We start from the raw sequence: 14,368 nt of genomic DNA on the forward strand, positions 1-14,368 counted from the left end.
CGACCGACCGCCCTGGGGGGCCCTGATGGACGAAAAGCACACCGTCAAGACGTCGAAGATGCTCAGCCGCATCCTGCGACACGACCCGGGATCCGTCGGGGTCTCCCTGGACGCGGCGGGCTGGGTGGAGGTCGACACCCTGCTCGCCGCGCTGGCCCGGCACCGCCGGCCGCTCAGCCGCGCCCAGCTGGACCACGTGGTCGCCACCAACAACAAGCGCCGTTTCGCCTACTCCGAGGACGGCCGCTCCATCCGGGCCAGCCAGGGCCACACCGTCGAGGTCGACCTCGGCCTGCCCGCCACCACCCCGCCCGACGTGCTGTTCCACGGCACCGCCGAGCGCACCCTCCGGTACATCCTGGCCGAGGGCCTGCGCCCGATGGCCCGGCAGGACGTCCACCTCTCGGCCGACACCGGGACGGCCGTCAAGGTCGGCTCCCGGCACGGCCGGCCCGTCGTCCTGGAGGTCGACGCGGCGGCGATGGCCGCCGCCGGCCACGAATTCCGGGTGTCTGCGAACGGTGTCTGGCTCACCGACGCCGTACCCGTCCAGTACCTGCGCCGCGCCGCCTGACCACCGGACCGACCCCAGGTGGGTCGGTCCGGCGTCAGCGGGGTTACCGTGGTCGGTCGTAGGGAGCCGGACAAACCGACCGAGGATGGATGGGCCATGCGCAAGAGCGCGGACGACGACCAGGTCTTCCGGATCACCGGTGCCCGCAGCAGCCTCACCGAGGACGTCCGGGGCCGACAGCGCCGGTACGTGATCTCCATGCTGATCCGCACGCTGTGCGTGGTCCTCGCCGTCGTCCTGTGGGACGTCCAGCGCTGGTGCGCCTTCGCCGCACTGGCCGGCGGCGCGCTGCTGCCCTACTTCGCCGTACTGATCGCCAACGCGGGCCGCGAACGCGCACCCGGCCTGCCGTCGACCTTCGCGTTCTCCCCCGACACCCCGCTGATGCTCGGCCCCGGCGGCACCGGCGGCGGCGGGGCGGCGGCGGCCGCCGCCGCCGAGAATCGGCCACAGGATTGAGAATCCCTCAATTCCGCTGTCCGGTATGACCGTTGATCGACCGGTATGACCGCCTGAAAGCTCAGACAACCCTCAAATTAATCATCGAGCGGAGGAGCTTCCGGGGCCTCTGCCGTGCCATACTTCCTAAGCGCTCCGCATCCCCCGTCGGAGCGACAGACCGACGCCGGGCAGCTCCCCCCGTGGCTGCCCGGCGTCGTCATGCCCGGACACAGGACTTTCACACCCGGGCATAGGATCGGACCCATGGACACCGCGCACCCCCTCTTCGGCACCCCCACCGGCCCCGAAGTCCCGGCCGGCCCCCCGAAGTGCTCCGCCAAGGGCTGCCGCGAGCTCGCCGCCTGGACCCTGCTGTGGAACAACCCCAAGCTCCACACCCCCGACCGCCGCAAGACCTGGCTCGCCTGCGACGAACACCGCGACTCCCTCAGCCAGTTCCTCGCCGTCCGCGGCTTCCTCAAGGACACCGAGCCCTTCTCCGCGTAACGGAGCACCGGTCTCCCCCGCACCCAGTAGCGTGGTCGGCATTTCCGCGCTTGGGGGATGCGTTGACTCGTGGTGCACGGCGAATGTCCCGGGCGGAGGCGCTGCGCCGCCGCGTCGACTCCGAGTTCGTCGGACGCCGGGCGCAACTCGCCCTGTTCGCCGACAACCTCCGCAGGAGCCCGGACCCGGAGGCCGGCCCCGACCCCGCCGACTTCCTGTTCCACGTCCGGGGCGTCGGCGGCATCGGCAAGTCCACCCTGATCGCCCAGTGGCGGCAGACCGCCCGCCGGAACGGCGCCCGCACCGCGCTCATCGACGACACCGATGTCCAGGGCATCGACACCGCGCTGGCCGCACTGGCCGCCCAACTCGCCTCCGACAGCGCCCCGTTCAAGGACTTCGACAGGGCCCTCGAACAGTACCGCCGGGCCCAGGCCGCCCCGCCCGACCACGCCGACCTGCCCTCACTGCCCGCCCGGGTGGTCGCCCAGGCTGCCCTCGGCGCCGCCAACACCTTCGTCCCCGGCACCGCCGCCTTCACCACCCCCGAGACCCTCGCCCAGAGCACCGACCGCCTGTTCACCGCCGTCCGCCGCCGCCGGCCCACCGGCGACTCCGAACTCGCCACCCTCAGCCGGGCCTTCGTCGCCGAACTCGCCCGCCTCTGCGACCGCGACCCCGCCCCCTGGGTGGTGCTCTTCCTCGACACCTGGGAGATCACCGGCCGCCACCTCGACGGCTGGCTGCGCGACCTGATCGACGGCGCCCACGGCGACCTCCCCCTCGAAGTGATCATCGTCCTGGCCGGCCGCGACGAACTCGCCGAACGCGACTGGGCCCGCCTCCGCCCCGCCGTCGTGGACGTCGCCCTCGAAGCCTTCACCGAACAGGAAGCCCGCGAGCTGCTGGCGGGCCGGGGCGTGCACTCCCCGACGCGGCCGACGCCATCGTCCGGATGTCGCTCGGCCTGCCGCTGCTGCTCGCCCTGCTCGCCGGCACCCTCCGCGCCCACCTGCGCGAACTGACGGCCACTCCGGTCGCCGACCGCGCCGCCACCGCACTGGAGCTGCTCGGCTAGCCTCTCCCCCCATGGCCGATCGAGCGAACTTCGTCGTCGTCCGCGAGAGCGGCGAGCACGAGCTGCACCTCTCCCGCTTCGGCGCGGCTGGTCTCGATCTCGGCCTGCTCGCCGGGCCCGCCGCCGTCCTCGCCATGGTCGAGGGCCTGTCGGCGACCGACTGGTGGTTGGACGACGTGCTCTGCCAGGGAGCGGCGCTGATCGATCTCGGTCGGAAGGTCCTGCTGCTGTTCGCCTGGGAGGGGCCGAGTACCGAACTCCGCCTCCGCGCCGCCACGTTGGAACTGCTCCGCGAGGCCTGGGAGGGCTGGGAGATCCGCTGGGCCTACGACGGGAACGCGGAGCTGCGGGCCCACCTGGGGCTGGACCCGGAGCTCGTCCGGGATCGCGCGGCTCCGGTCGTTCCCGGCCCGTTCCTGGAGCCGGACGACGAGGAGTTCACCGAACCGGCGCCGATGGTCGCGGTGGTGACGGTCGGTTCGGGCCAGTGCTTCGTGGTGGCCCACGCCGACGACCACCCGATCCGCGAAGGACTCTCCCTGCTCTACCGCCTGCCGGACGCCCCGAAGCACGAGGTGTGCCGGGCCGCAGCCCGAGCGGGGCTGCACATCGACCCGGTGCGCCGCCGGATCGGCTGGTGGACGCTGGGCGCGACGGCCGAGGCGTACGAGATGCCGACCCGGTGGCCGGGGTGGACGGTCGAGTTCTGGCAGGACCGCTGGGAGCAGCATGTCCAGGCAGCCGCCGGCCGGTTCCAACCACCCACCGTCGAACCCGAGTTGGCCCGGAAAGAGGTTCGCGACCGCCGCCGCTGACCACAGCCCCGGCTCACACCCGCTGCCAGGGGTTGCTCCGATAGCACTCCAGCAGCAGCGCACCGACCTCCGGATCGACCGTCAGCGCCTGCCCGTCGATACCGGCAATCGGCACGACCGGCCCGATCGAGTTGGACAGGAACGCCCCGAGCCCCGGAGAGTCCGCCACCCACCGCCCGAGGTCGTCGAGCCGGATCTCCCGCCGCTCGGACGGGATACCGGCGACCGCCAGCCCCCGCTCCAGCAGCTGCATCGTGATGCCGGGCAGTGCGGCCGCCTCCGGCCAGATCACCCGCCCGCCGTCGAAGAAGCCGATGTTCGCGATCGACGCCTCGCTGATCCGACCGTGGCGGTCGGTGAACAGCGTGTCGTCGTACCCGGCGAGCACCGCCCGTCGCCCGGCCAGCACCAGCCCGAACGTCCCGGCGTGCTTGACGTGCGGCAGGTCTCGCTCGTACTCCACCACCCGCAGCCGCACTGGCGCCGTCCCGGCCTCGATCGGCGCGCTCGTCGTCACTGCCACGTCCGGCTCCACGTCCTGGCCGCGCAGCACGGCGTCGACGCGGCGGCTGAAGACCGTCACCCGCACCGACACCGCGTCCGGCGCGGCGCGCAGGGAGTGCCGGATCCAGCCCCGCACCCGCTCGGTGTCCAGGGCCGTCCCGAACAGCTCGCGGGTGCTCGCGTGCAGCCGCGCGAGGTGCAGGTCCAGCCCGCGGACCGCGCCGTCCCGCGCCTGCATCGAGGTGAAGTGCGCGTACGTCGCCCGCGCGAGCACCATCAGATCCGCACGGCTCGCCTCGCTGCCGTTGACGTCCACCCGGTCGATGACGGTCTCTCCTTCGCCGCCGGCCACAACGTGCCCAACCACGGCGACAGTTCGGCCATTCCCGGCCGCCGACCGGGCACCCGGCCTGACTGTGCGTCAGGATGCTCGCCTACGGTGAGCTCCGTGAATGATCTTCCCGCACCCAGCGCGACATCCGGCCGCCACGCGGTCGAGAACCTGATCGCCCGGTACGCCGAACTCGTGGACGACGGGGATTTCGCCGGCCTCGGCACCCTGCTCTCGGACGCCGCCTTCACCGGCAGCGGCGACCCGGTGCGCGGGCGGGAGGCGATCGAGAAGATGTTCCGGGACATGCTGATCGTCTACGCCGACGGCACCCCGCGGACCCAGCACATGACCACCAACCTCGCCGTCGAGGTCGACGAACAGGCGGGCACAGCGGCCGCCCGCTGCTACGTCACCGTGTTCCAGTCGCTCCCGGAACTACCGTTGCAGCCCATCGTCTGCGGCCGCTACCAGGACCGCTTCGAACGCCGGGACGGGCAGTGGCGTTTCACGGAGCGCCGGTTCCGCGCCACACTGGTCGGCGACGTGAGCCGCCACCTCCGGAGCTAGCCGCCGATCGCCGACATCGGCCGGACGGGCTGGAGGAACTCCGGGTCGTCGATGCCCGCGCCGGCCTTCTTGCCCCACATCGCCGCGCGCCACAGCTCGGCCAGCTCCGCGTCGCCGGCGCCCGCCCGCAGCGCTCCCCGGAGGTCGGTCTCGCCGGTCGCGAACAGGCAGTTGCGGATCTGGCCGTCGGCGGTGAGGCGGGTGCGGTCGCAGGCGCGGCAGAACGGGCGGGTGACGGAGGCGATGACGCCGACCGTCGCGGGGCCGCCGTCGACCAGCCAGCGTTCGGCGGGGGCGGCGCCGCGTGCCGAGGACGGCTCGGGTTCCAGGGTGAAGCGGGTGCGGAGCAGCGCGAGGATCTCCTCGGCGGTGACCATCTGCGAGCGGTCCCAGCCGTGTTGGGCGTCCAGTGGCATCTGTTCGATGAATCGCAGCTGGTAGCGGTGTTCGATCGCCCAGGCCAGCAGGTCGGCGGCCTCGTGGTCGTTGACGCCGCGCATCAGCACGGCGTTGAGCTTGACCGGCCGCAGCCCGGCGGCTTCGGCGGCCAGCAGCCCGTCCAGGACGTCCTGGTGGCGCCGGCGGCGGGTCAGCCGGACGAAGGTCTCGGGGTTCAGGGTGTCGATCGAGACGTTGACCCGGTCGACTCCGGCGTCCCGCAGGGAGGTTGCGACCCGGGCCAGGCCGATGCCGTTGGTGGTGAGGGAGATCTCGGGTCGGGGCTCCAGCGCGCCGCACGCCGCGATGATGGGGACGAGTCCGGGCCGCAGCAGCGGTTCGCCGCCGGTGAAGCGGACTTCGCGGACGCCGAGTTCACGAACCGCGAGGCCGACCAGGCGGACGATCTCCTCGTCGGTGAGCAGGTCGGACCGGTCGAGCCAGTTCAGGCCCTCTTCGGGCATGCAGTAGGTGCAGCGCAGGTTGCACCGGTCGGTGAGGGAGACCCGCAGGTCGACGGCCTGCCGACCGTAGGTGTCGAGGAGCATCCCGGTCCCGCCCTTCCTCGAAGGGCCGCAACCGGCCCGGCCGCCACCCAGCGGCCGGGCCAGCTTAACCGGGCCGGGATCTCGACCGGGCCGGGGACGTCGACCGGATCGGGGACGTCGACCGGGCCGGGAACCCCGGTCAGTCGGCGCCGAGGCCGGTCAGCGATCGGACCTCCAGTTCGGCGTACTTCGCGGGGTCGGCCTTCTCCCGTGCCAGCCAGGTGCCGATCGCGCCGGCCAGGAAGCCGACCGGGATGGAGACCAGGCCGGGGTTCTCCAGCGGGAACCAGTGGAAGTCGCTGTGCGGGAAGAGCGAGGTTTTGGGGTTGCCGGAGACCACCGGCGAGAAGATCACCAGGGTGACGGAGGTGATCAGGCCCGCGTAGGTGGCCGAGACGGCGCCGGCGGTGTTGAAGCGCTTCCAGAACAGCGAGTACAGCAGGGTGGGCAGGTTGGCGGAGGCGGCGACCGCGAAGGCCAGGGCGACCAGCGCGGCGGCGTTCAGCTTGTCGGCGAAGATCGACAGCACGATGGCGACGGCGCCGATCGCGACGGCGGCGAGCTTGGCGGCGGCCAGCTCCTCCTTCTCGCCCGCCTTCCCGCGCCGGATCACGTTGGCCCAGAGGTCGTGGGCGAAGGACGAGGAGGAGGCCAGGGTGAGTCCGGCGACCACGGCGAGGATGGTGGCGAAGGCGACGGCGGAGATCACCGCGAGCAGCACCGCGCCGCCGGTGGAGCCGGCCCCGCCGCCGAGCTGTTCGGCGAGCAGCGGGGCGGCGGTGTTGCCGGCCGCGTTGGAGGCCTTGATGGTCTTCGGGCCGACCAGGGCGGCGGCGCCGAAGCCGAGGGCGAGCGTCATCAGGTAGAAGACGCCGATGATGCCGATCGCCCAGAGCACGGACTTCCGGGCGGCCTTGGCGGTGGGGACGGTGTAGAAGCGGACCAGGATGTGCGGAAGTCCGGCGGTGCCGAGGACGAGGGCGAGGCCGAGGCTGAGGAAGTCGAGTTTGGTGGTGCCGGTGACGCCGTACTTGAGCCCGGGTTCGAGGAAGGCGTGGCCCTTGCCGCTGGCGTCGGCGGCGGCGCCGAGCAGGCCGGACAGGTTGAAGTGGTACTTGGCCAGCACCAGGACGGTCATCAGCGCGGCGCCGACGATCAGCAGCACGGCTTTGACGATCTGCACCCAGGTGGTGCCCTTCATGCCGCCGACGGTCACGTAGATCACCATCAGCGCACCGACCGCCACGATGGTCCAGCGCTTGGCGCCGTCGCCGCTGACGCCGAGCAGCAGGGCGACCAGGGAGCCGGCGCCGACCATCTGGGCGAGCAGGTAGAAGATCGACACCACGATGGTGGAGATGCCGGCGGCGGTGCGCACGGGGCGCTGGCGCATCCGGAACGCCAGCGCGTCGGCCATGGTGAAGCGGCCGGAGTTGCGCAGCGGTTCGGCGACCAGCAGCAGGGCGACCAGCCAGGCGACCAGGAAGCCGATGGAGTAGAGGAAGCCGTCGTAGCCGAACAGGGCGATGAGTCCGGCGATGCCGAGGAAGGACGCGGCGGACATGTAGTCGCCGGAGATCGCCAGGCCGTTCTGGAAGCCGGTGAAGGCGCGTCCGCCGGCGTAGAAGTCGGCGGCGTCCTTGGTCTGCCGGCCGGCCCACAGGGTGATGCCGAGGGTGGCGATCACGAAGACCCCGAACAGCGACATGATCAGGGTGCGGTGGTCGCTCGCGGAGGTGGCCAGCTGGGTCATTCGGCGCTCTCCTCGAGGACGACGGCTGCGCGTCCGCGTATGACGGCGGCGGGCGAGTCGAGCCGGCGGTCGGCGTGGCGGGCGTACCAGGCGGCGATGGCGAAGGTGGAGGCGAACTGGAGCAGGCCGAGCACCAGGGCCAGGTTGATGTTGCCGGCCACCTTGGTGCTCATCAGGCCGGGCGCGTAGCAGGACAGCAGGACGTACAGCAGGTACCAGAGGACGAATCCGGCGGTGACCGGGAATGCGAAGTTCCGGAAGGAGCTGCGCAGTTGGCGGAACTCGGGGGATTCCTCGATGCGGCTGAACGGTTCCGGGGGCGGCTCGGGCGGGGGTGCCACGCGGTGTCTCCTGACGTCTTCGGGGGCGTCGGACGGCCGGACGGGCGTGATCGGCGTCACATGGGTGCCGAGCATGTTAGGGGTGGGTCCGGCGCCGCGAGAAGACTTCTTGCGCGATCGGACCGATAAACCGCCCGGAAACGCGAAACCGGGGCGGCCCATGCCGGCCGCCCCGGTCCAACGATCAGTCAATAAGCCTTAATTACAGGGCAATGCGGACCTTCAGCGCCGTCCGCTCGTCCATCGCCCGGTAGCCCTCCGGCACCCCGTCCAGGTCCACCGTCCGGTCGAACACCACGCCCGGGTCGATCGCGCCGGACAGCACGTCGGGCAGCAGCTCGGGGATGTACGCCCGGGCGGGGGCGACGCCGCCGCGCACCGAGACGTTCCGGTCGAACATCTGCCGAATGTCCACGCCCGCGCTGCCGCCGTGCGGCACGCCGACGTAGCCGACCGCGCCGCCGTCCCGGGCGACGGAGATCGCGGTGCGCATCGACTCCTCGGTGCCGACGGCCTCCAGCACGGCGTGCGCGCCGCGGCCGCCGGTCAGCTCGCGCACCGCCTCGATCGCCGCCTCGCCGCGCTCGGGCACCACATCGGTGGCACCGAAGGTGCGGGCGATCGCCGTACGGCCCTCGTGCCGGCCCAGCGCGATGATCCGGCCGGCGCCGAGCCGGTGCGCGGCCAGCACGCCGCACAGGCCGACCGCGCCGTCGCCGACCACCGCGACGGTCGCGCCGGGCCGCACGCCCGCCGACACCGCCGCGTGGTGCCCGGTCGCCATCACGTCGGACAGCGCCAGCAGGGCCGGCAGCAGCTTCTCGTCACCGGCGGCCTCCTTGGGGAGCTTCACCAGCGTGCCGTCCGCGAACGGCACCCGGACCGCCTCGCCCTGCCCGCCGTCCGAGCCGGGGATGCCCCAGAACCCGCCGTGCGGGCAGGAGGTCTGCAGGCCCTCGCGGCAGAACTCGCAGACGCCGTCCGACCAGACGAACGGGGCCACCACCAGGTCGCCGACTGTGAGATCGCGCACCTCGGGACCGACCTCCTCGACGAAGCCGAGGAACTCGTGCCCGATCCGCTGCCCGGCCTGCCGCTTGGCCACGCCGCGGTACGCCCACAGGTCGCTGCCGCAGATGCAGGCGTTCAGCACCCGCACCACCGCGTCGGTGGGGCGCTGGATCCGCGGGTCGGGCACCTCCTCGATCCGGATGTCCTGGGGGCCGTGGATCACGGTGGCGCGCATGAGGGTTGTCCTTCGTTGCAGAGGTCGGGTGCCTGGTTCACACCCGCTTGCCACTCTAGAACGGCCGCCCGAGCAACCGTTCCGGCCGGAGTCGTCCCCCGTTCCCCGTAAAGTGGTGCGCTATGTACGCGCCATTCCCCACCTCGCCGCTCCCGGCACAGCGCACCGGCCCCGGCGGGGGCACCGGGCGCGGTTTCGCGGTGGTCGACGTGGAGACCACCGGACTCGGGCGCTCGGACCGGGTGATCTCGGCGGGCGTCTACCAGCTCGACCCGGACGGCGAGGTCACCGACCACTGGTACACCCTGGTCAACCCGCAGCGGGATCCCGGCCCGGTGTGGATCCACGGCCTGACCAGCGAGGTGCTGGCGGGTGCGCCGACCTTCCCGGAGGTCGCCGCCGAGTTCGCCGAGCAGCTGCGCGACCGGGTGATGGTCGCGCACAACGCGCTGTTCGACTGGAACATGATCTCCCGCGAGTTCTCCCGGGCCGGCCTGCGCGCCCCGGTCGACCAGCGGCTGTGCACCATGGTGCTGGCCCGCGACCTGCGGCTGCCCCTGCCGAACGGCAAACTCTCCTCGCTGGCCGCCCACTTCGGGGTGAGCCAGCGCCAGGCGCACAACGCGCTGGACGACGCCCGGGTGCTCGCCGAGGTGTTCCGCCCGTCGCTGGCACTGGCCCGCAACGGCGGGGTGCCGCTGCCGCTGACCACCTGTGTGGCCGTCACCGATCTCGGCGAGACCGCCCCGGCGGGGCCGTCCCGCGGCTCCTGGAGCAGCTCGTACCGGGCCACCCGCAAGCGCCCGGCCTGCCCGTACCCGAACCCGGGGCGCTGGGTGGACGGCTCGCCGCTGATGCAGGGCATGCGGGTGGCGATCACCGGCGACACCGCCACCGACCGTGAGCTGCTGGAGGACCGGATGATCGAGGCGGGCCTGCACATCGCCTCCTCGGTGAGCCGGCTCACCAGCCTGCTGGTCACCAACGAGCCCACCTCGTGGAGCGGCAAGGCCCGCAAGGCCCGCGAGTACGGCACGCCGGTGGTCGGCGAGGACGCGTTCCTGCAGCTGCTGCGGGAGGTCGCGCCGCACCCCGGTGCGTGACGCGACGGTAAGGAGGATTAGCGTGCCGGGTGTGTACCGATTCCTGCTGTCCGCGCGCTGGGCGGTCATCGTTCTGCTGGCGCTGGTGCTGATCCCGACCATGATCCGGCTGGGGTTCTGGCAGTACCACCGCCACGAGGCGCGGGTGGCCCGCAACGACCTGGTGGCCCGGAACCTGGGCAGCCCGCCGGTCGCCTTCGACTCGCTCTCCTCCCCCGGCTGGTCGGTCCCCGGCGGCGAGGTGTGGCGCACCGTCACCGCGCAGGGGCACTACGACACCGCGCACGAGGTGGTCATCCGCGGCCGCACCGAGCCCGGCGGCAGCTCCATCGGCTACTTCGTGATCACCCCGCTGGTGCTGTCCGACGGCAAGGGCTCGGTGCTGGTCAACCGCGGCTGGGTGGACTCCGGCGCGGGTGCCGCCGACCTCCCCGCCGTACCGGCCCCGCCGGACGGCGAGGTGACGGTGACCGGGCGGCTGCGCGCCGACGAGACGTACGCCGCGCTGGGCGCGAAGAACCGCGGCGGCCTGCCGGACCGGATGTACAAGGTGATCAACACCGCGGAGCAGACCAAGTACTCCGGCGCCACCGTGCTCGGCGGCTACCTGGAGCTGGCCTCCTCGCAGCCCGCCGCCGGCCCCTCCCCCGTGCTGCTCGGCGAGCCCGGCCACTCCGACATCGGCCCGCACATGGCGTACGCCGTCCAGTGGTGGCTGTTCACCGCCCTGATCCCGGTCGGCGTCGTGGTGCTGGCCCGCCGCGAGGCCAAGCAGCTCGCGACGAAGCCGGCGGCGGCCGCGGAGGAACTGGTCGGCGCTACCAGCTGAGCGGCGGCGGCTCCAGCAGCTGCTCGGCCCAGATGGTCTTGCCGTTGCGGGTGTAGCGGCTGCCCCAGCGTTCGGTGAGCTGGGCGACCAGGTACAGGCCGCGGCCGCCCTCGTCGGTGAGCCGGGCCCGGCGCATCCGCGGCTGGGTGGCGCTCGGGTCGGACACCTCGCAGGTCAGCACCGACGAGCGGATCAGGCGCACCATCACCGGCCCGCCCGCGTACCGGATCGCGTTGGTGACCAGCTCGCTGAGCACCAGTTCGGTGGTGAACACCAGCTCGCCCAGCCCCCACTGCTCCAGCGTCCGGCTGGCCGACTCCCGCACCCCGGCGACCGCCGACGGGTCGGCCTCGATGGTCCACGCGGCGGTGTCCTCCGGCAGTACGTGGTTCAGCCGGGCCAGCAGCAGCGTGACGTCGTCGTTCTGTTCGGCGGTCGACATCTCCGCGACGATCGCCCGGCCGGCGGCGGCCAGGTCGCCGGTCAGGTCGGCCTCGGCGAGCTGGGCGGCCAGCTGCTCCATGCCCTCGTCGACGTCGCCGCCGTTGCCGCCCTCGATCAGCCCGTCGGTGTACAGCGCCAGCACGCTGCCCGCCCGCATCGCGCACTCGGCGGTCTCGAACGGCAGCCCGCCGATGCCCAGCGGCGGCCCCGGGTTGACCGGCAGGTACTCGACCCGCCCGTCGGGGTGGACCAGCGCGGGCGGCGGGTGCCCGGCGCTGGCGGTCTGGCAGATCCCGGCGACCGGGTCGTAGACGGCGTACACGCAGGTCGCCCCGGACGGGTCGGCGACGCCGCGTTCGCGTTCCTCCTCGCTGCCCTCGACCACCAGCTGGGAGACCAGGTCGTCCAGGTGCACCAGCAGTTCGTCGGGCTCCAGGTCCAGGTCGGCGAGGGTGCGCACGGCGGTGCGCAGCCGGCCCATGGTGGCGCTGGCCTGGAGCCCGTGGCCGACCACGTCGCCGGCCACCAGGGCGACCCGGGCGGAGGACAGCGGGATGACGTCGAACCAGTCGCCGCCGACGCCGGTCGCGGTGTCGGTGGGCCGGTAGACGCTGGCGGTGGTCGCGGCGGGCACGGCCGTCTCGGCGGGCGGCAGCAGGCTGCGCTGGAGTCCGACGGCGGCCCGGTGCTCCCGGGTGTAACGGCGGGCGTTGTCCAGCGCGAGCGAGGCCCTGGTGGCGATCTCCCGCAGCAGCTCCAGGTCCTCGCGCGCGTACGGGCCCTCGACGGGGTCGCGGTGGACGGTGACCCGGCCGAGCGGGCCGCTGCGGGCCTGCAACGGGGCGCGCATCGACGGCGGGTCGGCGATCGCCTCCACCGGGCCGCCCAGCGTCTCCCGCCCCAGCGGGCCGAGCGGGCGGCCGTCGGTGCGCGGCGGCCCGGCGGTGGCGGTGCGGCGGACGGCGAGCCGGCCGTCCGCGGCGGGCTGCGGCTCGTCGCCGGTGAACACGGCCTCGGCGATGTCCACCTCGACCCGGTCGCCGAGCCCGGGGACCAGCACCCCGGCCAGGTCCTCGGCGTTGCCGGCCACCGACAGCGAGGCGCCGACCGCGGCGGTGGCGCGGTGCAGCACGTCGGCCCGCCGCCGGTACCGGTGCAGCTCGGTGACGTCGCCGAACAGCGCGGTCACGCCGATCACCGCGCCGTCCAGGGCCAGCAGCCGGAACGCCTGGATCTCCATCACGGCGCCGCCGCGCGGGTCGTCCAGCGGGCGGATCCGCAGCGCGGTGCGCACCACCGGCTCCCCGGTGGTGATCACGTGCCGCAGGATCGCCTCCGCGGCGTCGGCGTCGTCGGGCTGCAGGTAGTCGTGCAGCTTGGACCCGGCCAGGCCGTCCGGCAGGCCGGTGTACGGCAGCAGGTGGGTGTTGGTGCGCAGCAGCCGCAGGTCGGCGTCGAACACGGCCAGACCGAGCTGGTCCTGTAGGAACAGTTCCCGGGTGAACGCCTCGTCCTGCCGCCGACGGGCCACCGTGTCGGCGGGGGTGGCCAGCACCAGGGCCCGCACCTCGCCGCCCTCGCCGGCCAGCGGCAGCACCTGGTACGAGACCTCCAGCGGGACGCCGGAGCCGGTGCGCAACCGCACCTCGCCGCTGCCGCGGTCGAGCACGTTCTGCTCGTTGTCGTCGGCGAGCAGCTCGCGGGCGGGGCGGCCGGTGACCTGGGCGGCGTCCAGCGCGAGCAGCTGCTCGGCGGCGGCGGTCCAGCCGACGACGCGTCCGTCGGCGTCGACCAGAGCGGCCGCGACGCCGTCGTTGTTCGGCAACCGCCTGCTTTCCATGGGCTGCACCTCGGGTGGGTGGTCCGGTCCCCCCATCTTCGAACGGTTCCCGGTCGCGCGCCATTGACACCCCGCCCGCCGGTCACCGTCGGTGACGAACCGGGCGGGCCGGGTGTCCCGGTGGGCCTTGCGTCACCCGGCGGCGGCGACCGGCGAGAATGACCCGCATGGATCTCGGACTCAAGGACAAGGTGTACGTGGTCACCGGCTCGACCCGGGGACTCGGCCACGCCACCGCCGCACAGCTGGTCGCCGAGGGCGCCCGGGTCGTCGTCACCGGCCGTACCGAAGCGTCGGTCGCGGCCGCGGCCCGCGCCCTCGGCGACAACGCGTACGGCGTGGTCGCCGACAACGCCGACCCGGCCACCCCGCAGCGGCTGATCGACGCCGCGACCAGCCGCTTCGGCGGCTTCGACGGCATGCTGGTCAGCGTCGGCGGCCCCGCCGCCGGGCCGGTCGCCACCGCCAGCGACGAGGCCTGGGGCGCGGCGTTCGACTCCGTCTTCCTCGGCGCGATCCGGCTGGCCCGCGCCGCCGCCGAACGCCTCCCCTCCGGCGGCGTCATCGCGTTCGTCCTCTCCACCTCGGTCCGCCAGCCCATCCCCGGCCTCGGCATCTCCAACGGCCTGCGGCCCGGCCTCGCCATGGCCGCCAAGACCCTCGCCGACGAACTCGGCCCCCGCGGCATCCGGGTCCTCGGCCTGCTCCCCGGCCGCATCGACACCGACCGCGTCCGCGAACTCGACGCCCTCGCCCCCGACCCCGCAGCAGCCCGCGAAGCCGCCGCAGCCGCCATCCCCCTGCGCCGCTACGGCACCCCCGCGGAGTTCGGCCGCACCGCCGCCTTCCTCCTCTCCCCGGCCGCGTCGTACCTGACGGGCGTCATGGTCCCGGTGGACGGCGGCGCGACGCGGGGGCTCTAGCGTGACGAGACCCCGCCACCCGGGTGGGTGGCGGGGTCTCCGAGGCTGATCGGCGATCCGGCTCGGACGCCGCCGAAGTGCCC

General features: G+C 73.3%; 15 protein-coding genes. 9 read left to right on the plus strand and 6 right to left on the minus strand.

Going from position 1 to position 14,368, the window contains the following annotated elements:
* The first annotated feature begins 25 nt into the window (after positions 1-25).
* The 5 genes from ACIQF6_RS21550 (at position 26) to ACIQF6_RS21570 (ending at position 3,415) form a co-directional block, all read left to right on the plus strand.
* A complete protein-coding gene (locus tag ACIQF6_RS21550; RefSeq protein ID WP_400897332.1) occupies positions 26-574 on the plus strand; it encodes an RNA 2'-phosphotransferase in 549 nt (182 codons plus the stop codon).
* Positions 575-670: 96 nt separating this feature from the next.
* Complete coding sequence (locus tag ACIQF6_RS21555; RefSeq protein WP_400897334.1) at positions 671-1,033, plus strand: DUF3099 domain-containing protein; 363 nt, start codon at positions 671-673, stop codon at positions 1,031-1,033.
* 246 nt (positions 1,034-1,279) lie between these two features.
* Complete coding sequence (locus ACIQF6_RS21560; RefSeq protein ID WP_400897336.1) at positions 1,280-1,522, plus strand: hypothetical protein; 243 nt, start codon at positions 1,280-1,282, stop codon at positions 1,520-1,522.
* A gap of 83 nt (positions 1,523-1,605) precedes the next feature.
* The gene (locus ACIQF6_RS21565) at positions 1,606-2,547 is read left to right on the plus strand and encodes an ATP-binding protein (RefSeq protein ID WP_400897338.1); all 942 of its coding nucleotides are present in this window, start codon (positions 1,606-1,608) and stop codon (positions 2,545-2,547) included.
* Positions 2,548-2,611: 64 nt separating this feature from the next.
* A complete protein-coding gene (locus tag ACIQF6_RS21570) occupies positions 2,612-3,415 on the plus strand; it encodes a hypothetical protein (protein WP_400897340.1) in 804 nt (267 codons plus the stop codon).
* Positions 3,416-3,428: 13 nt separating this feature from the next.
* On the opposite strand, the gene ACIQF6_RS21575 is transcribed toward ACIQF6_RS21570, so the two are convergent.
* On the minus strand, positions 3,429-4,286 hold the full coding sequence (locus ACIQF6_RS21575) for an aminotransferase class IV family protein (RefSeq protein ID WP_400897341.1): 858 nt from the start codon (positions 4,284-4,286) through the stop codon (positions 3,429-3,431).
* A gap of 81 nt (positions 4,287-4,367) precedes the next feature.
* Between ACIQF6_RS21575 and ACIQF6_RS21580 the strand changes: the two genes are divergently transcribed.
* On the plus strand, positions 4,368-4,820 hold the full coding sequence (locus ACIQF6_RS21580) for a nuclear transport factor 2 family protein (protein ID WP_400897343.1): 453 nt from the start codon (positions 4,368-4,370) through the stop codon (positions 4,818-4,820).
* Here ACIQF6_RS21580 and moaA read toward each other — a convergent pair.
* The 4 genes from moaA to ACIQF6_RS21600 form a co-directional block, all read right to left on the minus strand.
* Positions 4,817-5,806, minus strand: coding sequence for a GTP 3',8-cyclase MoaA (gene moaA / locus ACIQF6_RS21585; RefSeq protein WP_400897345.1), 990 nt, complete (start codon positions 5,804-5,806; stop codon positions 4,817-4,819). The genes ACIQF6_RS21580 and moaA overlap by 4 nt on opposite strands.
* A gap of 139 nt (positions 5,807-5,945) precedes the next feature.
* Entirely contained in the window at positions 5,946-7,559 is a 1,614-nt protein-coding gene (locus tag ACIQF6_RS21590; protein WP_400897347.1) for a cation acetate symporter, read from the minus strand.
* Positions 7,556-7,900 carry a DUF485 domain-containing protein gene (locus ACIQF6_RS21595; protein WP_400897349.1) on the minus strand — a complete coding sequence of 115 codons (345 nt, stop codon included), beginning with the start codon at positions 7,898-7,900 and terminating at the stop codon, positions 7,556-7,558. Before ACIQF6_RS21595 ends, ACIQF6_RS21590 begins: the two co-directional genes overlap by 4 nt.
* A 202-nt stretch (positions 7,901-8,102) precedes the next feature.
* Positions 8,103-9,146 carry a zinc-dependent alcohol dehydrogenase family protein gene (locus tag ACIQF6_RS21600; protein WP_400897351.1) on the minus strand — a complete coding sequence of 348 codons (1,044 nt, stop codon included), beginning with the start codon at positions 9,144-9,146 and terminating at the stop codon, positions 8,103-8,105.
* A gap of 122 nt (positions 9,147-9,268) precedes the next feature.
* On the opposite strand from ACIQF6_RS21600, the gene ACIQF6_RS21605 reads away from it, so the two are divergent.
* A complete protein-coding gene (locus tag ACIQF6_RS21605) occupies positions 9,269-10,249 on the plus strand; it encodes a DEDDh family exonuclease (RefSeq protein WP_400897353.1) in 981 nt (326 codons plus the stop codon).
* Between the two features lie 31 nt (positions 10,250-10,280).
* Positions 10,281-11,078: an SURF1 family protein gene (locus ACIQF6_RS21610; RefSeq protein WP_400897355.1), complete on the plus strand. Its 798-nt coding sequence runs from the start codon at positions 10,281-10,283 to the stop codon at positions 11,076-11,078.
* On the opposite strand, the gene ACIQF6_RS21615 is transcribed toward ACIQF6_RS21610, so the two are convergent.
* Positions 11,068-13,362 carry a SpoIIE family protein phosphatase gene (locus tag ACIQF6_RS21615; RefSeq protein WP_400897357.1) on the minus strand — a complete coding sequence of 765 codons (2,295 nt, stop codon included), beginning with the start codon at positions 13,360-13,362 and terminating at the stop codon, positions 11,068-11,070. The genes ACIQF6_RS21610 and ACIQF6_RS21615 overlap by 11 nt on opposite strands.
* 167 nt (positions 13,363-13,529) lie before the next feature.
* Here ACIQF6_RS21615 and ACIQF6_RS21620 point away from each other — a divergent pair, with 167 nt between their 5' ends.
* The gene (locus ACIQF6_RS21620) at positions 13,530-14,285 is read left to right on the plus strand and encodes an SDR family oxidoreductase (RefSeq protein ID WP_400897359.1); all 756 of its coding nucleotides are present in this window, start codon (positions 13,530-13,532) and stop codon (positions 14,283-14,285) included.
* The last annotated feature ends 83 nt before the right edge of the window (positions 14,286-14,368 follow it).

The sequence above is a fragment of the Kitasatospora sp. NPDC092948 genome, from assembly GCF_044754805.1.
GTDB lineage: Bacteria > Actinomycetota > Actinomycetes > Streptomycetales > Streptomycetaceae > Kitasatospora.